The 20,081-nt window shown below is 70.0% G+C and carries 17 protein-coding genes; 13 read left to right on the forward strand and 4 right to left on the reverse strand.

The features are described from left to right. Positions 1-81 precede the first annotated feature (81 nt). From ABD808_RS15130 to ABD808_RS15170, 9 genes are read left to right on the forward strand one after another with little or no spacing between them, the layout of a single operon-like run. A complete protein-coding gene (locus ABD808_RS15130) occupies positions 82-2,166 on the forward strand; it encodes an acetate--CoA ligase family protein (RefSeq protein WP_344896383.1) in 2,085 nt (694 codons plus the stop codon). Further along, positions 2,151-3,293 (forward strand): acyl-CoA dehydrogenase family protein, encoded by a 1,143-nt coding sequence (locus tag ABD808_RS15135; protein ID WP_344896386.1) that lies wholly within the window; start codon positions 2,151-2,153, stop codon positions 3,291-3,293. The genes ABD808_RS15130 and ABD808_RS15135 overlap by 16 nt, the downstream gene beginning before the upstream one ends. Next, positions 3,290-4,699, forward strand: coding sequence for an MmgE/PrpD family protein (locus tag ABD808_RS15140; RefSeq protein ID WP_344896389.1), 1,410 nt, complete (start codon positions 3,290-3,292; stop codon positions 4,697-4,699). Before ABD808_RS15135 ends, ABD808_RS15140 begins: the two co-directional genes overlap by 4 nt. Beyond that, the gene (locus ABD808_RS15145) at positions 4,696-6,780 is read left to right on the forward strand and encodes a hydantoinase/oxoprolinase family protein (protein WP_344896392.1); all 2,085 of its coding nucleotides are present in this window, start codon (positions 4,696-4,698) and stop codon (positions 6,778-6,780) included. Before ABD808_RS15140 ends, ABD808_RS15145 begins: the two co-directional genes overlap by 4 nt. Then, positions 6,780-8,408, forward strand: coding sequence for a hydantoinase B/oxoprolinase family protein (locus ABD808_RS15150; protein WP_344896395.1), 1,629 nt, complete (start codon positions 6,780-6,782; stop codon positions 8,406-8,408). Before ABD808_RS15145 ends, ABD808_RS15150 begins: the two co-directional genes overlap by 1 nt. Positions 8,409-8,410: 2 nt before the next feature. Beyond that, a complete protein-coding gene (locus ABD808_RS15155; protein WP_344896398.1) occupies positions 8,411-9,835 on the forward strand; it encodes an MmgE/PrpD family protein in 1,425 nt (474 codons plus the stop codon). Positions 9,836-9,890: 55 nt separating this feature from the next. Then, complete coding sequence (locus ABD808_RS15160; RefSeq protein WP_344897938.1) at positions 9,891-11,648, forward strand: thiamine pyrophosphate-binding protein; 1,758 nt, start codon at positions 9,891-9,893, stop codon at positions 11,646-11,648. Beyond that, complete coding sequence (locus ABD808_RS15165; protein ID WP_344896400.1) at positions 11,648-13,063, forward strand: MmgE/PrpD family protein; 1,416 nt, start codon at positions 11,648-11,650, stop codon at positions 13,061-13,063. Before ABD808_RS15160 ends, ABD808_RS15165 begins: the two co-directional genes overlap by 1 nt. Then, the gene (locus ABD808_RS15170) at positions 13,060-14,529 is read left to right on the forward strand and encodes an aldehyde dehydrogenase family protein (RefSeq protein WP_344896403.1); all 1,470 of its coding nucleotides are present in this window, start codon (positions 13,060-13,062) and stop codon (positions 14,527-14,529) included. The genes ABD808_RS15165 and ABD808_RS15170 overlap by 4 nt, the downstream gene beginning before the upstream one ends. Here ABD808_RS15170 and ABD808_RS15175 read toward each other — a convergent pair. From ABD808_RS15175 to ABD808_RS15185, 3 genes are read right to left on the reverse strand one after another with little or no spacing between them, the layout of a single operon-like run. Next, positions 14,516-14,914, reverse strand: coding sequence for a hypothetical protein (locus ABD808_RS15175; protein WP_344896406.1), 399 nt, complete (start codon positions 14,912-14,914; stop codon positions 14,516-14,518). The two genes, ABD808_RS15170 and ABD808_RS15175, sit on opposite strands and share 14 nt — an antisense overlap. Then, complete coding sequence (locus ABD808_RS15180; RefSeq protein ID WP_344896408.1) at positions 14,911-15,309, reverse strand: ATP-binding protein; 399 nt, start codon at positions 15,307-15,309, stop codon at positions 14,911-14,913. Before ABD808_RS15180 ends, ABD808_RS15175 begins: the two co-directional genes overlap by 4 nt. Next, complete coding sequence (locus ABD808_RS15185; RefSeq protein ID WP_344896411.1) at positions 15,309-15,560, reverse strand: hypothetical protein; 252 nt, start codon at positions 15,558-15,560, stop codon at positions 15,309-15,311. Before ABD808_RS15185 ends, ABD808_RS15180 begins: the two co-directional genes overlap by 1 nt. 204 nt (positions 15,561-15,764) lie before the next feature. Here ABD808_RS15185 and ABD808_RS15190 point away from each other — a divergent pair, with 204 nt between their 5' ends. The 4 genes from ABD808_RS15190 (at position 15,765) to ABD808_RS15205 (ending at position 19,312) form a co-directional block, all read left to right on the forward strand. Next, on the forward strand, positions 15,765-16,628 hold the full coding sequence (locus tag ABD808_RS15190; RefSeq protein ID WP_344896414.1) for a helix-turn-helix domain-containing protein: 864 nt from the start codon (positions 15,765-15,767) through the stop codon (positions 16,626-16,628). Continuing rightward, entirely contained in the window at positions 16,625-16,870 is a 246-nt protein-coding gene (locus tag ABD808_RS15195; RefSeq protein ID WP_344896417.1) for a DUF397 domain-containing protein, read from the forward strand. Before ABD808_RS15190 ends, ABD808_RS15195 begins: the two co-directional genes overlap by 4 nt. Before the next feature lie 664 nt (positions 16,871-17,534). Next, on the forward strand, positions 17,535-18,512 hold the full coding sequence (locus ABD808_RS15200) for an ATP-binding cassette domain-containing protein (protein ID WP_344896420.1): 978 nt from the start codon (positions 17,535-17,537) through the stop codon (positions 18,510-18,512). Then, positions 18,509-19,312: an ABC transporter permease gene (locus tag ABD808_RS15205; protein WP_344896423.1), complete on the forward strand. Its 804-nt coding sequence runs from the start codon at positions 18,509-18,511 to the stop codon at positions 19,310-19,312. The genes ABD808_RS15200 and ABD808_RS15205 overlap by 4 nt, the downstream gene beginning before the upstream one ends. Positions 19,313-19,367: 55 nt before the next feature. Here ABD808_RS15205 and ABD808_RS15210 read toward each other — a convergent pair whose 3' ends face one another. Further along, on the reverse strand, positions 19,368-19,958 hold the full coding sequence (locus ABD808_RS15210) for an alpha/beta fold hydrolase (RefSeq protein ID WP_344896426.1): 591 nt from the start codon (positions 19,956-19,958) through the stop codon (positions 19,368-19,370). Between the last annotated feature and the right edge of the window lie 123 nt (positions 19,959-20,081).

The raw sequence follows: 20,081 nt of genomic DNA on the forward strand, positions 1-20,081 counted from the left end.
CACCGGCTCGTTGACCCGGCGCCCGCTCGATCACATAGAATATAGTGTAGAGAAGACAGCACCCTGACGAGAGGTCCGCGCATGGTCGACTTCTCCGAGCCGGAGATATTCACGCTGCTGGCTCGTGCCGGGATACCGATGGCGGTGTCCCGACTCGCCGCCGACGCCGAGGAGGCGGCCCTGGCCGCCTCCGGGCTCGGCGCGCCGCTCGTCGTCAAGGCGGGCGGCCTGGAGCACAAGACCGACGACGGCGGGGTCGTCCTCGGCCTGGACGGCCCGGACGCGGTGCGGTCCGCCGCGTCCGACCTGCTGTCCCGGCTGGGCGACCGGGCCCGGCCGCTGATCGTCCAGCGGCAGCACACGGGCCACGAGATGCTGGCCGGGCTGCGCCGCGAGCCCGGCGTCGGCGCCGTCGTCGTCGTGGGGACGGGCGGCATCCACACCGAGATCATCGCCGACGCGGTGGACGCCTTGGTCCCGCTCGACCGCGCCGCCGCGCAGGACCTGGTCCGGCGCCACCCCCACCACCGCCTGCTGGCGGGCCACCGAGGCTCACCCCCGTTGGACGTCCCCGCCCTGGTGGACCTCCTCCTGGCGCTGTCGGCCCTGGCCGAGCAACGCCCCGACATCGGCGAACTGGACCTCAACCCGGTGCTGATGGGCCCGCTCGGCGAGGGCGTGATCGCCGTGGACGCCCGCATGGCCGAGATCGACACGCCACCACCCCGGACCGCACGGGCCGGACCCGCCCGCGAGGGCGCCCGGAGCCTGGAACCGATCCTGTGCCCGCGCCACATCGCGGTGGTCGGCGTCTCCGACGACCCCGTGAAGGCGGGCGCGCGCATCTACCGCTACCTGATGGGGAACGGGTTCGCCGGACGGGTCGACGCCGTCCACCCGGCGGGCGGCGAGATCAACGGCCGCCCCCGCTACCGGACCCTTTCCGACGTCCCGGGCGTCCCGGACCTGGTCAGCATCGCGGTCCCGGCCGCCGCCGTCCGGGCCGTCGCGCGGGAGGCCGCCGCGCTCGGCGTGGGCGGCGCGATCATCCACAGTTCGGGCTTCGCCGAAACAGGCGAGGACGGCGCCCGCCTCCAGCGCGAGGTCGCCGCCATCTTCCAGGACGCGGGCATCCCCCTGGCGGGCCCGAACTCCATGGGCGTGGTCGTCCCGGACACCGGAATGACCGCGTCACTGTCCGGCGCCCTGGAGGCCGAGGGCCTGAAGGCCGGGGGAGTGGCGCTGGTCAGCAGCTCGGGCGCGCTGGGCAGCTGCGTGGGATCGAGGCTGATGGAGCAGGGCGTCGGCCTGTCGCGCTGGGTGCACCTGGGCAACGAGGCCGACCTGGACGGCGCCGCCTACCTGGAATGGCTCGCCGACGACCCGCAGACCACAGCGGTCGGCATCCTCCTGGAGAGCATCAACGACGGCGACCGCCTGATCCGCGCCGGGCGGGCGCTCGCCGCGAGCGGCAAGCCGCTGTTCGCCTTCAACATGGTGCGCACCCAGGGGGCACGGGCCGCGACCCGCAGCCACACCGGCGCCCTGGTCGGGTCGCACCGGCTGCGCGGCGCCGTCCTGGACGCGGCGCTCGCCACCCGCGTCCCGACGTTGCGGGTCCTCCAGGACGCGCTGATCCTCGCGTCGTCCGGCGGGCTGCCGCGCGGCGACCGGCTGCTGGCCGTCGCGGCGTCCGGCGGCGCCTGCACGATCATCGCGGACGGCGCCGAGGCCGCCGGGATCGCGCTGCCCCCGTTCCCCGCCCCGGTGAAGGAGCGCGTGGCCGGGGTGCTGCCCGACTTCGTCGCGCCCGTCAACCCGCTCGACATGAGCGCGCAGATCATCGCCAGGCCAGAGGTGCTCGGCGAGGTCCTGGACCTCGCGCTGGACGAGTCCCGGTACGACGTCGCCCTGGTGCAGCTCACCACCAACGCCGACCCCGGCGCCGAGCTCACCGCGAAGGTGGTGGCGGCGGCGCGGCAGCGAAGCTCGATCCCGCTGTACGTGGCCCGCTTCGGCGCCGATTCCCTCGCCCCCGCCGGGATGGCGGCCTACGCCGCCGCCGGAATCCCGGTGCTGGACGCCCCGGACCGCATGATGGACGCCCTCGCCGCGGTGGTGTGCGCGGCGGGCAAACTCAGGGAGGGCCCATGGAGTTCGATCTGACGCCGGAGCAACGGGCCCTGCGCGACGCCGCCCGGCGTCTCGCCGAGGACCGTTTCGCCGACCGGGCCTTCCAACGCAGCGGCTTCGCGTGGGACAGCGCCCGCGAGCTGGCCGCCGCCGGGTTCACCGGCATCATGATCGACGAGAAGGACGGCGGGCAGGGCGGCACGTTGCTGGACGCCGTGCTCGTCATGGAGGCCGTCAGCAAGGTGTGCCCGCACAGCGGCGACGCGGTGCAGGCCACCAACTTCGGCGCGATCCGCCAGGTCGCCGAGCTGGGCTCGCCGGAGCTGAAGGCCGAACTGCTGCCCCGGCTGCTGGCCGGGGAGGCGCTCATCGCGGCCGGGATGAGCGAGCCCGGCGCGGGCTCCGCGCTGACCGAGATGCGCACCACCGCCCGCTACGACGGCGACGAGGTCGTGCTCGACGGGCAGAAGTGCTGGACGTCGCACGGACCCGAGACCACCCATCTGGTGCTGTGGTGCCGGTTCGGGCCGTCCAGCCGGGACATCGGCGCGGTCGTCGTCCCGGCCGACGCGCCCGGCTTCACCCGGGGCCAGACCGAGCACTACATGTCCGGCGAGGCGCACTGCGTGTCCTACCTGGACGGCTGCCGGGTGCCCCGGCACAACGTCCTCGCCGACAAGGACGCGCTGCGCCGTCTCATGACCGTTTTCGGGGTCGAACGGGTCGGGAACGCCGTGCGGGCACTGGCCTTGGCGCAGTCCGCGTTCGACCGGGCGGTGGAGCACGCGAAGACCCGTGAGCAGTTCGGTCGCTTTTTGTGCGAGTTCCAGGGCTTGCAGTGGAAGTTCGCCGACATGTACGTACAACTGGAGGCGGCGCGACTGCTGATCTACCGCGCCGCCGCCGGGGCCTCGTCCGGGGCGCCCGACCCGATGGAGGCGACGATGGCGAAGCTCTACGCCAACGAGGCGGCGTTCCGCGTGGCGAACGACGCGTTGCAGATGCTCGGCGCGGCCGGGTACTCGACGGAACTGCCGCTGGAGTACATGGTCCGCAGGATCCGTGGCTGGATGATCGCGGGCGGGACGGTGGAGATGCTGCGCAACCGCATAGCCGAGGGCATCTTCGACCGGCGCTTCAGCCAGCGCGTCCCCTCATGACGACTTCGACCGAGGGCGCCGCCGACGGCGCGGGCGGCGGGGCGGGCAAGGACGCCACCTGGGAGATCGCCCGCTGGACGGCGTCGGTGGCCGACGACCCGCTGCCCGCCGAGGTCGCGCACGCGGCCCGGCGCCTGGTGGTGGACTACCTCGCGGCGACCATCGCGGGCACCACCCAGCCCGTCGCGCGGATGGTGTGGCGGCACGTCCACGACAGCTATCCGGGCGCGCAGGCGACGATCGTCGGCGGCGGCCCGGCCACCGCTCCGGGCGCGGCGCTCGCCAACGGCACCGCCGCGCACGCCCTGGAGTTGGACGACGGTTACACGCCGGGAGCCTCGCATCCGAGCGCTTCCACGCTGCCCGCCGTGCTGGCGCTCGCCGAACGGGAACGTTCCGATCCGGCCCGGACGCTGGCGGCGGTGGCCGTCGCCGTCGAGGTCGCGTGCCGGGTCGCGGCGGCCGCGCACCCGGCGACATGGCGGCGCGGCTTCCACAACACGCCGCTGGCCGGGGTGTTCGGCGCGGCGGCGGGCTGCGCGGTGCTGCTGCGGCTGCCCGCCGAGGACGCGGCGAGCGCGTTCGGTCTCGCCGGTTCGCACGCGGGCGGCCTGTCGGAGTTCCTGCCGCACGGCTCACCGGTCAAGCGGCTGCACGCGGGGATGGCGGCGCGCGACGGCCTGCTGTCCGCGCTGCTCGCGGCCGAGGGGATCAGCGGCCCGCCGACCGTCCTCGAAGGCTCGCAGGGGTACTTCGCGGCGTTCGCCGGAAACGAGTGGGACCCGGGCGTGCTGCTGGACGGTCTAGGCGAGCGGTGGATGATGCGTCGCACGTCCGTCAAGCCGTACCCGTGCTGCCGCCACGTGCACGGCGCGGTCGACGCCGTCCTGAAGCTGCGCGCCGACCACGATCTAGACCCAGCCACTGTTACCGGCATCGAGGTCGACACGTATACGGTCGCCGCCTACTACGACGGCACCGACGCCGGGACGTTGCTGGGCGCTCAGATGTCCATGCCGTACACGGTCGCGGCGGCCCTGTGCGACGGGAAGCTGGGTTTGGCGCAGTTCTCGCCGGAGCGGCGCCGAGCCGCGGACGTCAACCGGCTGATGGCCGCCGTCCAGGTGCGCGTGGACGACGAACTCGACGGGCTGTACCCCGAGCGGAGACCCGCCGTGGTGCGGATTCGCCGGAGTGACGGCCCCGAGCTGTCGCTTCGTGTCGACCAGCCGTACGGCGAACCCTCCAACCCCGTGGACGACGAGGCCCTCTCCGCGAAGTTCCACACGCTGTGCGCCCCCGTGCTGGGCTCGGTCGTGGCGGACGAGTTGCTGCGGGCAGCCTGGGCGTTCACCGAACTCGACCTGCTGACCCACGGCCTCGGATTCTTCGGAGGACCCGGATGACCGACACCACCCGCATCGGGACGGACATCGGCGGCACCTTCACCGACTTCGTCGTCCTGGACCCCGACACCGGCCGGATCACCCTGGAGAAGCGCCTCACCACGCCCGACGACCCGTCCCGCGCCGTGGTGGAGGGCATCGACCTGCTCCGCGCCGCGCGTCCCGGCCTGCTGGAGCGGGCCGAGGTCCTCACGCACGGCACCACGCTCGTGATCAACGCCCTGATCGAGCGCACCGGCGGCACGACGGCCCTGCTCACCACCGAGGGCTTCGAGGACGTGCTGGAGATCCGCCGGGAGGTTCGTTACGACGCCTACGACCTGGAGCTGGAGTTTCCACGTCCGCTGGTGCCGCGCCGGTTGCGGTACGGCGTCAGGGAACGGCTGCACGCGAGCGGCCGGGAACTCGTCCCGGTGGACGCCGACCAGGTCCGCGCGCTCGTGGACGGCCTCGCGGCCGACGGCGTCGAGTCGGTGGCGATCTGCCTGCTGCACTCCTACGCGGGCGGCGACCACGAGCGGGAGGTGGCGCGGATCGTCCGGGAACGGCGGCCTGATCTGTGGGTGTCGTTGTCGTCCGAGGTGCTGCCCGAGGTGCGCGAGTACGAGCGGACGAGCACGACGGTCGCCAACGCCTACGTCCAACCGCTGCTCGCGGGCTACCTGGAGCGGCTGAGGTCGGCGCTGGACGCGCGTGGCTTCGCCGGAAACTTCTACGTCATGCAGTCGACCGGCGGTGTCATCCCGCTGGAGGTCGCCAGGACGTTCCCGGTCCGCGTCGTCGAGTCGGGCCCGGCCGGGGGAGTGATGGCCGCCGCCCGGATCGGCGGGCATGCCGGGATCGACGACCTGCTCGCGTTCGACATGGGCGGCACCACGGCGAAGGTCGCGGCGGTCGTCGGCGGACAGGCGGCCCTCACCCACGACTACGAGGTGGCGCGGACCGCGCACTTCCGTCCGGGGTCGGGCATTCCGGTGTGCACGCCCGTCCTGGACCTGCTGGAGATCGGCACCGGCGGCGGCAGCATCGCGCACGTCGACACCCTCGGCCTCATCAAGGTCGGCCCCCGCTCGGCGGGCTCCGTCCCAGGCCCGGCCGCGTACGGCCGGGGCGGCGACCGCCCGACCGTCACGGACGCAGACCTGGTCCTCGGCTACCTGGACCCCGATCATTTCCTGGGCGGCGAGATGCCGCTGCGCGCCGACCTGGCCACGGCGGCGATCGCCGCGCTGGGCGAGCCGCTCGGCCTGGACGCCGTCGCGACCGCGCACGCGATCCGGGAGGCGGCGGAGGAGTCGATGGTCGCCGCCGCCCGCGTCCACCTGGCGGAGATGGGGCTTGAGCCGTCCCGGCTGCCGGTCGTCGCCTACGGCGGAGCCGGGCCGGTGCACGCGGTCGGCCTCGCCCGCAGGCTCGGGTCACCGCGCGTGCTGGTCCCGCCCGCGGCCGGTGTGATGTCCGCGCTCGGCCTCATCCTCGCGCCCGCCACGTTCGAGACCTCGCAGACCTACAAGGTGAAGACGGACAGGCTCGACCTTGAGCTGATGGACGAGCTGTTCCGCCAGATGGAGAAGTCGGCCGCGCAACTCCTCCCCGATCAGGAGGGCGGACACGTCACGTACACGCGGTGGGCCGACATGCGCTACGTGGGCCAGGGTTTCGAGGTCAGCGTCGGTCTGCCGAGCGGCGAGGAGTGGCCTGCTCTGTCGGCGGACGAGGTGACCGCGCAGTTCAGGTCCGCGTACGAGAGCCGCTATCGCCGTTCGTATGACGACGTGGCCGTGGAGACGATGAACCTGCGCCTGCGCGCCACCCTCAGTGGCGACGAAGCGCTCCAGCTGAGGGCCCCGGACGTCACCGGACGACCGCTGGCCGACGCCCTGAAACGGCATCGCGACGTCCACCATCCCGAGGGCACGAGCCGCTGCCCGGTCTATGACCGCGCGCTGCTGGAGCCCGGAATGGTGATCCAGGGCCCGGCCCTCATCCAGGAACGCGAGACGACGACCGTTCTGGACACGGGTGCAATGGCCACCATCGCCGACCTGGGTGTCATCAGCATTGATGTGAGGGGTGAGTGATGGTGGACGCGCCCGATCCCGTCCGGGTGGAGACGTCGTGGCGGCGGCTCCAGAGCATCACGGACGAGGCCGCGACCGCGCTGGTGCGCGCCTCGTTCTCCAGCGTCATCCGCGACTTCCTCGACTACGCGTGCGTCGTGTTCGACAGCGAGGGGACGATGCTCGTCCAGTCGTCGCGCTCGACGCCCGGCCTGCTGGGCGTGCTGCCGTTCGCGGTGCCGAACGCGATGGCCGAGTATCCGATGGAGACGCTGCGTCCCGGCGACGTCCTGATCCTGAACGACCCGTGGACGGGCAGCGGCCACCTCATCGACATCACCGTCCTGGCGCCGATCTTCCACCGGGACCGCATCGCGGGGTACGTCGCGTGCTCCGCGCACCACCTCAACGTCGGCGGACGGCACGCGACGATCGAGAGCCGCGACATGTACGAGGAGGGGCTGAAGATCCCGCTCACCCTCCTGTACGAGCGGGGCGAGCCGACCGTGGTGTTCGACTTCATCCGCGTCAACGTGCGCGAACCGGACAAGGTCATCGGCGACCTGCGCGCCCAGGTCTCCGCGAACGCGCTGATGGTCGAGCGGGTCGCCGCGTTCATGGCCGAGAGCGACCTGGCGGCGCTGGAACCGCTCGGCGCCGAGATCACCGGGCGCTCGGAGACGAGTATGCGCGCCGCCATCAGGGCCCTGCCGGACGGGGAGGCCAGGGCGGGGACATCCCTGAACATCCCCGGCCTGGCCGACCCGGTGCGGGTCGAGCTGCGGCTCTCGATCGAGGGCGACGAGATCGTCCTGGACTACACGGGCACGTCGGGCCAGGTCGCGAGGGCCGTGAACGTGACCCTCAACATGACGCGCTCCTACTCCTTCTACATCCTGAAATGCCTCCTGGACCCGGTGGTGCCGAACAACGGGGGGTCGCTGCGTCCGGTCAGGATCGTGGCGCCGGAGGGCAGCGTGCTGAACCCGTACCGTCCGGCGGCGACCTGGGGTCGGACGATGATCGCGCACATGCTGTCCGAACTGATCATGGAGGCACTGAGCGGGATCGTCCCCGACCGGATCCTGGCCCCGTCCGGCGCCACGCCGCTCGCCTACTGCAACCTCGTGGGGGAGCGGGCGGACGGCGGCACGTTCTTCACCATCGTCACCATGCACGGCGGCATGGGCGCCCTCGCCACGCAGGACGGCCTGAGCTGCATCTCCTTCCCCGCCAACTGCGCCAACATCCCGATCGAGATCATCGAGAGCGACGCCCCACTGCTGGTGCGCCGCAAGTCGCTGCTGCCAGGCTCCGGGGGACGCGGCAAGTACCGGGGCGGCCTGGGCCAGCGCGTGGAGATCGAGGTCCTGGACGGCGACCTCGGCCCGCGCGGCACGGTGCTCGCCGGGCTGCGCGGCGGGCGCCTGGGCGTGCCGGTGAGCGGTGCGTTGGGCGGTGAGGGAAGCTTCTCGGCGCGGGCCGAGCTGAACGGGAGCCGCATCGAGTTCGGCAACCAGGTCACCCTGAAACCGGGCGACATCCTGGCGTTCTCCCTGCCCGGAGGCGGCGGCTACGGCGACCCGGCGGACCGCGATCCACGGCTGATCGCGGAGGACGTCGCCGACGGCCTCGTCCCGGCGGAGTGACGATGGGGACCACTGACGCACTGACCGCCTGGGCGCGCGACCCGGCGACGACGCCCCCGCCGCACGTCCTGGAACGGATGCGGCTGGCGCTGCTCGACACCCTCGCCGCGCAGGTGGCCGGGTTGTCTGCGGACGGGGCGCGGCAGGTCGCCGACCTGGTGACCCACTGGGGCGGACGCCGGGAGGCGACCGTCCACGCGACCGGCGAGCGCGTCCCGCTGCACCACGCCGCGCTGGCCAACGCCACCTGCGCCCGTGCGTGGGACCTCGATGACGTGCTCGAACACGCCTTCAGCCATGTCAGCGGAAGCGTCGTCCCGGCCGCGCTGGCCGTCACGGAGGCGGTGGAGGCGTCCGGCCGGACGGTGAGCGGCCGAACGTTCCTGACCGCCGTCGCCGTGGGGGAGGAGGCGCTGTGCCGTCTGGCGCTGGCGCCCCGGGAGTCGTTCAGCGTCACGGGCGCGTCGAGGTCGTACGAGTGCGGGACGTTCGGCGCCGCCCTGACCGCCGCCCGGCTGATGGGGCTGTCGGAGGATCGGGCGCGGCACGCGATGGGGCTCGCGCTGTCGATGCTGTGCGGGAAACAACAGGGCTTCCTGGCCGGTGCGCACACGGTGAGCCTGGGCCAGGGTCTGTCCGCGCAGGCTGGCGTGCTCGCGGCGGTGATGGCCGAACGCGGCATCACCGGCGCAACGCCCGACATAGACGTCCTAGAGGGCAGGTTCGGCTACTACTTCACGAACCACCGAGGCCAGTACGACCCGGACGGGATCTTGACGGGCCTGGGCACCGACTGGCGGGTCCTGGATTCGAGCATCAAGCCGCTGTACCCGTGCTGCAAGTTCACCCACACGTCCATCTCGGCGACGCTTGACGCGGTGCGCGACCTGGACGGGGACACCGGCCGGATAGCGGCGATCGAGGTGGCGGTCACCGACCGGGAGGCCTACGACCTGGCCTGCGCGCCGGAGTCCGCCAAGCGCCGTCCGGCCACGCAGGCGGCGGCCCAGTTCAGCATGCCGTACGCGGTGGCGGTGGCCGCCGTGCACGGGACGGTAGGCCCTGAGCACTTCGTCCCGGCGGTGCTCGACGACCCGCGCGTCCTGGCCATGGTCGACCGCGTCGTCATCCGCGCCGACCTGGACGACGCCTCACGCGCCGCTGACCGAGGCGCCTTGCCGATGCCCGCCCACGTGACGGTCAAGCTGCGCGGCGGCGAGGCGATCACGGGCCGGGCGACGGTGGTGAAGGGCCATCCGCAAGCCCCCATGGACTTCGCGGACGTGTCCGAGAAGTTCCGCCGGTGCGCGGCGTTCGCCCTGCCCAACTGGGACGGGGCGGACAAGGTCGTGGAGACGGTGGCCGGGGTCCTGGACCTCGCGTCGATGGACGAGCTCATGGGCGTCCTGCCGCACAGACCTGTCTAGATCGACACATTTTATATACGATATTCTCTGTTGAACGGAGGTGCGTCGGGTGCGGATGCAACTGGCCACGGCCATCGCGAAGGCACTGGAGTCGGCGGGCACGGAGTTCTGCTTCGGCTACAACGGCCACGGCAACTGGAAACTCCTCGACTCGCTCGTCCACGAGACAACGATCCGCACCATCGCCGCCCGCAGCGAGGACCACGCCGTCCACATGGCGGACTGCTACTGGCGCAGCCGCCGGGAACCACCCATGGCGGTGGTCACCACGTCGGTCGGTCCTGGCAGCGCCAACATCACGCCCGCTGTGGCGTCGGCGTTCTTCGACTCGTCGGCCCTGCTGGTGCTGGCGGGCGGCGGCGCGACCCAGTGGTACGGACGCGGCGGCATCGAAGAGGTCTACCGGTACGGGCCGGAGGAGTGGCCGCTCACGCTGAAGCCGCTGACGAAGGCGTCGTTCAGCGTGACCCGTCCGGACAACGCGCTGGAGATGGTCCTGCGCGCGTACAAGACGGCGATCAGCGGCCGTCCGGGCCCGGTGGTGGTGCAGCTTCCGTTCGACATCCAGCACACCGAGATCGAGGTGCGCGGCGTCCCCGACCTGTCCCGCTGGACGCGGATCGCCCGCCCCGGCCCCGACCCGCAGGCCCTGGAGGAGGCCGCCGAGCTGATCGCCTCCGCCGAACGCCCCCTGCTGTCGGTCAGCAGCGGCATCCACAACTCGCGCGCCTGGAAGGAGCTGGCTGACCTGGCCGAACGCTTCTCCATCCCGGTCGAGACGGCCACGCCGGGCAAGGGCGCCATCCCGGAGGACCACCCGCTGTCCCTCGGCTGCGTCGGCCGCGCCGGAACCCTCCAGGCGAACCGGGCGGCCAGCGAATGCGACGTCCTCATCGGCGTTGGCACTCGCTTCGGCGACATCGACACCGGCGGCTGGACGCTGCACGACATCCCCGGCGGGACGAAGCTCGTCCACATAGACATCGACGACGGCGAACTGGCCCGCGTCTACCCAACGGACGTCGCGATCGTCTCCGACGCCCGCCTGGCGCTCGTGGGTTTGGCGGCCGCGCTGGAGGGGCGTCCGCAAGCCGACCGCACGGCCTGGCTGGAACACCTCGGCCAACTCCGCGACGAATGGGAGGCGGAGGTCGCACCACGCCGCACGTCCGACGCCGCCCCCATGGGATACGCCCGTGTTTTCTCCGACCTCTCAGACGTGGTCGCCGAGCAGGCCCCGGACGCGACGGTCCTGTTCGACACCGGCCATTCCCTGTCGTTCGGCCCGCCGTTCCTACGCGCACTGAGCCGCCACTACATCCACTCGGGCTTCTTCCACCGCATGGGTTGGACGTTGCCGGGCGCTGTGGGCGCGGCACTGGCCCGTCCGGACGAGCCCACCATCGTGGTCATCGGCGACGGCTCGTTCGTCATGACCGGCTCGGCATTGCTCACGGCCGTCGAACAGGGCGTCCCGATCGTGGTGGTCGTGCTCAGCAATGGCACGCTCCAGATCGAACGCGAACAGATGGTGAAGTTCTACGGGCGCCACTCGCTCACCGACTACGTCGACGAGGGCAGCGGCAAACGGCACGAGATCGACTTCGCCGACTGGGCCCGCGTGATGGGTGCGCAGGGCGTCCGCGTCCGGGCCCCGGAAGAGATCAAGGACGCCGTCCGCAAGGCCCTCGACAGCGGCGAGCCCACCGTCATCGACGTGGACATCGACCCGGAGAGCGAGGGATACCGGTCCGTCCACTACAGGTATCCGTCGAACTTCGCCGACCGCGGCCTGGCGCACCCTCCCGTCTGATGGCCGCGCGACGGGACACGACCCTGACCGAGCGCATGCTCGACTTCGCGCTGAGCGCGCACGACGTCCCCGACGACGTCCTCGCCTGGACGGCCCTGCGCTTCACCGACACGGTAGGCGTGGCCCTGGCCTGCGCCGGGCGGAACTTGGGGTCAGCCGCCGCACGCCTAGTGCTGGACGAACCGGCCCCGGGCCCCGCGTCGGTCTGGGCGTCAGGCGGACACCGCGTCCGCGCGGACGACGCCTGCTTCGCCAACGGCATGCTCGCCCACGGGATGGACTACGACGACACCCACACGGCCACGATGATCCACCCGAGCGTGGTCCTCGTCCCGGCGGCACTGGCAGTCGGCGAGCAAACGGGCGCGTCCGGCCGCGACGTCTTGGCGGCAGCCGCGATCGGCTACGAACTAGCGGCCCGCCTCGGCGCTCTCGCACCGGGCAAACCCCTCCAACAACGCGGCTTCCACCCGACATCCGTACTGGGCATCATCCCGGCGACCGCCGTAGTGGCCCGGCTGCTCGACCTCCCGCTGACGCAGGCGGTCAGTGCGGCCGGACTCGCCGGGAGCATGGCGTCGGGCCTGATGGAGTTCTTCTCGGACGGCACCGACGCCAAGCAGATGCACCCCGGCTGGGCGGGCAAGGGCGCGATCACAGCCGCGAAACTGGCCCGTCACGGTGCGACGGGCCCGGCCACCGTCTTGGAAGGCCCATCTGGCCTGCTGAGATCGTTCGCAGGCGTGGAGTCAAAGGAAGACGCCTTCACCGGCTTGGGCGAAGAATGGACAGGCACTGGAGTCTCCACAAAGCCCTATCCGGCCGGTCACTGCGTCCACGCCTCCGTTGATGCTTGGCGAGCCCTCCGCGACCGCCTGGCCCTAACCCCCGAAGACGCCGCGAGCATCCGCCGCTTCACCGCACTAGTACCGTCCGCGTACCTGCACCTCGTCTGCGAGCCCTTGGCAGACAAACACACACCCCGAACCGTCTACGACGCCCGCTTCAGCCTCCCCTTCACCCTCGCCCTAACAGTGGTGGACGGTTCACTGGGCCCGGACGGTTTCCGTACCGAACGCCTCTCTGACCCGACCGTCCTGGATGTGGCGCGCCGAGTCGACTACGAGGTAGTGGAGTACGACGAATACCCGGCCGCGTTCCCTGGCGGCGTCCGAGTCGAACTGTCGGACGGAACCGTCCACGAGGAGCATCTCCGGCACAACGTCGGCAGCCCAGGCAACCCGATGACGGCGGACGACATCGCCGCCAAGTTCCGCGCCTGCGCCCACGGCCTCAACGGAGCCGAACAACTCCTGGACGCCCTCCGCGGACTGGCGACAGCCCCGTCCCTGACCGACTTCACCGCAGCCATGGCCGAGGTCAACGTGGACTTCGCCCAAGGGAGCCCCTCATGACCGCACCGAGCACATCCCCGCCGACCGTCGACCGCCACGCCATGATCATCGCAGGCCGAGCCGTCCCCGCCACGTCCGGCGAATGGCTGACCACCTACGACCCGTCCACTGGCGAGCCCCTGGCCGAAGTCCCACGCGGTACGGCCCCCGACGTGGACCGAGCGGCAATCTCGGCACACGAGGCATACCGATCCCCAGAATGGTCCCGCCGAGCCCCCCACGAACGCGGCCGCGCACTGGCCCGCCTAAGCCGCCTCCTCCTAAATGACATCGACCAGCTCGCGGTCATGGAGACGCTCGACTCAGGCAAGCCCCTCAGCCAGGGCAAACGAGACGTCCAACTGGCGGCCCGCTACTTCGAGTACTACGCGGGAATCTGCGACAAGCTAGAAGGAAGCCACCTCCCGCTGGACGCCGAACACATGGCCGTAACAGCCAAGGAGCCATACGGGGTGGTAGGCGTCATCGTCCCGTGGAACGCCCCGCTCAACCAGGCGGCCCGAGCAGCCGCCCCCGCACTGACGGTAGGCAATTCAGTTGTCCTGAAACCCGCCGAAGAAACCCCGCTCACAGCCATCCGCCTAGGCAAACTAGCGCTGGAAGCAGGCCTCCCCCCAGGCATCCTCAACGTAGTAACCGGCCTGGGCGAAGAGGCCGGGCAAGCCTTGGTCGAACACCCCCTGGTCCGCCGCATCTCATTCACCGGCTCAGTAGAGACCGGACGCCTGGTAGCCAAAACCGCGGCCGACCGCATCATCCCCGTAGGCCTGGAACTGGGCGGCAAATCCGCGAACATAATCTTCCCGGACGCAGACCTAGATACCGTAGCCGCCAGCGTCCTACGCACAATGACGCACAGCGCGGGCCAGATCTGCTCCGCCGCCACCCGCCTACTCGTCCACACGGACGCATTGAACGAGGTCATCGCCCGCATCGTGGCCACCCTCGCCAAGGTGACCGTAGGCCCCGGAATGCGCGACCCGATGCTGGGCCCCCTCATCTCCAGAACCCAACTAGACCGCGTCCTCGGCTACATAAAGCTGGGCGGCCAGGAGGGCGCCATCTCAGTGACAGGCGGTGCCCGCTACTCAGACGGCGACCTGGCCCGAGGCTACTTCGTCCAGCCCACAGTGTTCACTCGCGTAGACCACGAAATGCGGATAGCCAACGAGGAGATCTTCGGCCCAGTAGTCTGCGTCCTCCCTTTCACCACCGAGGACGAGGCCCTGGAAATAGCCAACAACACCCCCTACGGCCTAGCCGCAGGCATCTACACCCGCGACATAAGCCGAGCCCTAACCCTGGCCCGCGACCTCGAAGCAGGCCAGGTCTTCATCAACGAATACCAGGCGGGCGGAGTAGAAACCCCCTTCGGCGGCTACAAACAAAGCGGCTGGGGCCGCGAAAAAGGCCTAGCAGCCCTAGATCACTACTCCCAACTAAAAACAACAATCATCCGCCTGTGACTTCACCCGACTGCCGTTCGTATTCGTCCCACAGCCCAAGCGACTCGATCAGTACCTCCTCAACCTGAGCGGCCGCTGCCCGATACGCCTGCGCACGTCCAGCGCACATGCCCGCGTCCCACACTCGCCCCTGCCGGGACCACACCCGAGCCCGTGCCGCCTCCATGTTCGCCATGGCGCGCCACGCCCGTACTTCGTCCGGAAACATCTCGAACGCCTTGCGTGCCTCAGGCCCTAAGCCGACGAACAGGAAGACGGTTTCCGGGTACGGCTGAGCCATCAGTTCTCGGACGGCCCGCGCCTCGTCCCGCCGAGTGAGCCCTTGCCAGTCCGCCTCGGTCCCAACAGCCCGCCGCAGCGCCGCCAACACACCGCGCACGTTCACCGCACGACCTCGAACGACACAGTGTGGCGCCCGTCCCCATCCACTAATGTCTCCCACCGATCGGCCAGCCCGTCCACCACCAGGAGCCCCCGCCCAGACTCACCCCACCCAGCCCCCTGAGCCGGAATTGTCGGACACCCCACTGCCCTGCCGTCGTCCCCGATCTCCACCCGCAACCGCTGCGCTGACACCAGCACCCGCACCCAGACCCCACCATCGGGCATCCCACTGGCACTGTGCCGGACGGCATTGGTAGCGATCTCGCTGACCATGAGTTCGACATCGTCCAAGTCGAACCCGTCCCCACACCCCATGAGCGCGTTCCGAACCCGCGCCCGCACTTCTCGCACGTCCGCACACATCCTGCCGACGTGCACCGCGTCCCAGACGATCATCACCGCACCCCGGCGATCCGCCGCGCAGCCTCCCGCACATGCCCGACCGGCGCCTTCTGAACGGCGTCCCACAGATAAGCCCACCCACCCCGCTCCTGAACAACGAGCACCGCCAGCGCCCGCCGCCGCGACAAAACCGGCACAGACAAAACCGGCTCCGCCGCCCCATCCAAATAAAGCACCGACCCCCGCCCCAGCTCCCGCAGGTCCCACATCAGCGTGACCAGCAGGTTGAACCGTTCCTCGGTCACTGGCGCCCTTCGACCCGGCCCGCCGCTCTCCACCAAGGTCACCCCATCTCCCCTCGTGATCGCCGGGCGTTGTCGCGAATCTCGATCACCCAGCGTGGGCGTTCAGCTGCGCACGCTCCGCTACGGGTGGCATGCTTTGCGTTGCAGCCGGACTCTGCATCCGCAACTTACAGATGCAGATTACTGATCACAAGGGGTATTGGAATGATTGCAAAGAGTGCGCCCACGGTGAAGCGTCGCCGCCTCGCTGGCGAGCTGCGCCGACTCCGTGACGCGGCCGGACTGACCCTCGACGACGTGGCCGAACAACTGGAGTGGTCGAACGCCAAGGTCAGCCGCATCGAGAACGCTCGCGTCAGCGTGCTCCCACGTGACGTCAAGTACCTGCTGAACGTGTACGGAATCGAGGGCGAAGCCCGAGAGGTACTGCTCGCGCTGGCCCGCGAAGCCAAGCAGAAGGGCTGGTGGCACAGCTACGGCGAAGCGATCCCGGCCTGGTTCGAGGTCTACGTCGGCCTTGAGTCCGACGCAGTGACCATGGACGCTTACGAGTCCGAGCACGTCCCCGGTCTGTTCCAGACGGCGGACTACGCTCGCGCAGTCTTCCAATCGTTCCCCATAGACGAGGAAGCCGAGATCGACAAGCGCGTCGAACTTCGCATGGCCCGCACCGAACGCCTGACCGTACCGGGCGCCCCAAAGTTCTGGGCCGTCCTCAACGAGGCCGTGATCCATCGCCTCGTAGGCGGCGACCACACCATGCGGGCGCAACTCGCGCATCTTCGCGACCTGGCCAAACTCTCGAACGTGACTCTTCAGGTGCTGCCGTTCGATGCGGGCGCCCACCCCGCGATGAGTGGCGCCTTCACCATCTTGGGCTTCCCCGAGCCATCCGACCCCAAGGTGGTCTACATGGAGGAGCAGACAGGCGGGCTTTACTTGGAGAAGCCGCCCGAGATTGAGCGCTATACCATGGCATTTGACCACTTGCGTGCGGCAGCTCTCCGGCCGAGCGACTCACTGGCGCTCATCGCCCGCGTAGCCGACAAGATGACGCAGAAGACGTGACGATCGAAGCAAGGAAGGGCGGAATCATGCGCGCCCCCGACGTAACCCGCGCCCTATGGCGCAAGAGCACGCGAAGCAACGGAGCCGGCGGCAACTGCGTCGAAGTCGCCAACCTCGACGCGACCGTCGGCGTGCGAGACAGCAAGGCCCCGAACGCCGGCCACCTCGCCTTCACCCCTCAAGAATGGAGCGCCTTCCTCACCGAGGTGAAGTCCGGGCGCTTCGCCGAGGGCACGAACTGACACCACTTGACCTAGCGCACGCGACGTGGCGAAAGAGCACCCGAAGCAGCGCAAGCAGCCACCGCGTTGAGGCCGCCGACCTCAGCGATGCGATCGGTGCAGCACGCAGGAGGCAGGATCACATTGACCGACCGGGACGCTGACGCCCGAGTCATCGGAATGCCCCCACGGCAACGCTGTGACCTGCACGTCTGCACTACCGCCGAGTCACTGTAAAACCACCCCTCCGCGACTCGCTCACCGCGGCTCTGACCTGGGACTTTACCCTCGCGCGTGTCGCTCATCACCCCCGGAGGGTTCGCAACGCAGGGTGATGGCCAATCTCTTGCGTGCTAGGTGGAGATTGTGGGGCGGGGCAGTGCGTTCCCGGGCGGATGGCCGTCTTGGTCGGGCGGCTTTTCCTCGTGCTCGACGAGCAGGGCGGGCCTGTCCAAATGCGCGACGCCGGGACGGCTGTCACCTGGCGGCAGTGGGACGATGTTTGCCCCGCCGCCACCACTAGGGCGGCGCAATTGTGTGTTAGCGTCTGCGGCGACTGCTCACCGTAGGGTTCAGCCCTCGCCATCAAGCCTCCTCGTGTCTGATGACACCAGGAAGGTGAGAGTCACACCAGATCCTGACAAGGGGTGTGACGATGGGTGCTGCCCACGTGGTAGGTGCGGCTGTGGAGGCCGTCGACCTGGTCAAGAGTTATCCGGTCGGCAGGAACAAGCCGCCTGTCACGGCACTGCGGGGACTGAGCTTCGCCGTGGCGAAGGGGACCGTTTTCGGGCTGCTCGGGCCGAACGGGGCAGGCAAGTCGAGCACGGTGAAGATCCTCTCGACGCTCTCGGCAGCCGACTCCGGATCGGCTCGCGTCGCCGGGATCGAGGTGGCGACGCGGCCCGAGCAGGTGCGCCGGGCGATCGGGTTCGTGTCGCAGAAGTCCGGAACGGACCCGACGGGCACCGCTGTGGAGAACCTCCTGCTCGCCGGACGCCTGCACGGGATGTCGCGGCGGGACGCCACGGCGCGCGCCCGCGAGCTCCTCGACAGGTTCGGGCTGGCCGACGCCGCGAACCGGCTGGTGCGGACCTACTCCGGCGGAATGGCGCGCAAGCTCGACGTCGCGCTCGGCTTGATGCACCGCCCTCAGGTGCTCTTCCTCGACGAGCCGACGACCGGCCTCGACCCTCACGCCCGCAGCGAAATGTGGGCCGAGATCGCACGGATGACCGCGGACGAGCACGTGACCGTGCTGTTGACGACGCACTACCTGGAGGAGGCCGACCACCTCGCCGATCGGCTCGCGATCGTCGACCATGGCACGGTGGTCGCCGCCGGAACCCCGGACGAACTCAAGAGCGGCCTGCGCGGCGACGCGGTGCACATCGAGTTGGCCCAAGCCGACAACAGGGCGCTCGCGGCACTTCGGAGGGTGCCCGGATTGCGGGACGTCACCATGGACGGGAGCACCGTCCGTGGCCGAACCGACGACGGTGCCGGGACGTTGCCACCCGCACTGGCCGCACTTGAGGAAGCGGGCCTGACCGTGACCTCCGCGGCTCTCGCCCGCCCCTCGCTCGATGACGTCTACCTGCGGCACACCGGCCACAGCCTCGGCACTGACGGGACCCCGAAGGCCATGGAGGCGACGAAGTGACCACCGCACACCAGCGCCCACTGACCACGCTGACGCACGCCGCGCTCCTGACCGGTCGGCTGCTGCGCGCCCTCCGGCGGATGCCGACCTTCCTCGTCATCGGCTTGGTGCAACCCGTGATCTGGCTGCTGCTGTTCGGACAGCTGTTCCGCTCGGTGGTGGACCTCCCCGGGTTCAGGCACGGCGACGGCGGCTTCCTCCAGTTCCTCACGCCGGGCGTGGTGATGATGACCGCGCTGTTCGCGAGCGCGTGGGCAGGAACGACGTTCTTGCAGGACATCGACCGTGGCGTGATGGACCGGATGCTCACCTCCCCCGCCAGCCGGGGCGCCATCGTGATCGCGACCCTGGGCTACCAGGCGATCCAAACGCTCGTCCAAAGCCTGATCATCGTCGCCATCGCCCTGGCCGCCGGGGCCCGCTTCCCTGGAAGCGTCTCTGGCGTGGGCGTCACACTGCTTGCCGCGGTGCTGCTGACCCTGATCTTCTCCGCACTGTCCGACACGGTGGCGCTGCTGACCCGCCAGCAGGCGACCCTCATCGCGATCTCCCAGTTCACCACGCTGCCGCTGATGTTCCTCAGCTCGGCCGTGATGGATCTCGGCCTCGCCCCCGGCTGGGTCGGTGGCGTCGCCGACTACAACCCCATGGAATGGGCGGTCGTCGCGGCCCGGGAGGCGATGGGCGCCCACACCGACTGGAGCACGGTCTGGACGCACCTGGGGCTGCTCGCGGCCGCAGCCCTCGTCACGGGCCTGCTGTCCACGCGTGCTTTCCACTCCTATCGGAAACAGGCGTGAAGTGACCACCCCGCCCCATGGGGGCGCCAGCCGAAAAGGGAAACCTAGATGTCCGCTACTCAACCATCGGGGTTCCCCACGTAGCTCGTTGAGCGCTGGGGGCGGAGCGCGGCGAGGAAGGAGCGGAGAGAGGCGGGCACACAGGTTCGGGGGCTTCCTCGGCCATGTGGTGGCCGGAGTCGATGCGGTGGCCGCGGACGTCGTCGGCCCAGTTCCGCCAGATCCGCAACGATCTCCGTACAGGTCTTCCAGGTCGTCCTTGGACGCGTTCGAGATGCTCGATCACTGGCAGCCCGTCCATGGGGATCAGCGCGCTGACCGCCTCCGGATGGTCCATGGCGGTTCGGAACGCCACGAGCGCCCCGCGGTCATGTCCCGCGACGGCGAATTCGTCGTGACCGAGTTCCCGCATCAGGTTCACCATGTCGCTGGCCATCGCGCGCTTGGAGTACGGCGTGTGATCGGCGTCGGTCCGCGGCTTGGACGACTTCCCGCAGGTCCGGGCATGCCATGGTGAACTGGTCCGCAAGCAGTGGCGCGACCTTGTGCTAGGTGGCGTGCGTCCGGGGATGACCGTGCAGTAACAACACTGGCGTCCCTTCCCCACCGTGCCCAACTCGCAGTTCGACCTCACCGACGTTGACATAGTCCAGGGTGAGGCCGTCAAAGATCACCGGTCTCCTAATTCTCTGCGAGCACATCAGGCAAGAGGGCTCAAGCCCATGCTGAAACGGCGGCGCACTGGTGGAGAAGTGGCCTTCGGCCCAGG

Origin of the sequence: Actinomadura meridiana, assembly GCF_039537545.1 — a bacterium.
Classification (GTDB): Bacteria; Actinomycetota; Actinomycetes; order Streptosporangiales; family Streptosporangiaceae; genus Spirillospora; species Spirillospora meridiana.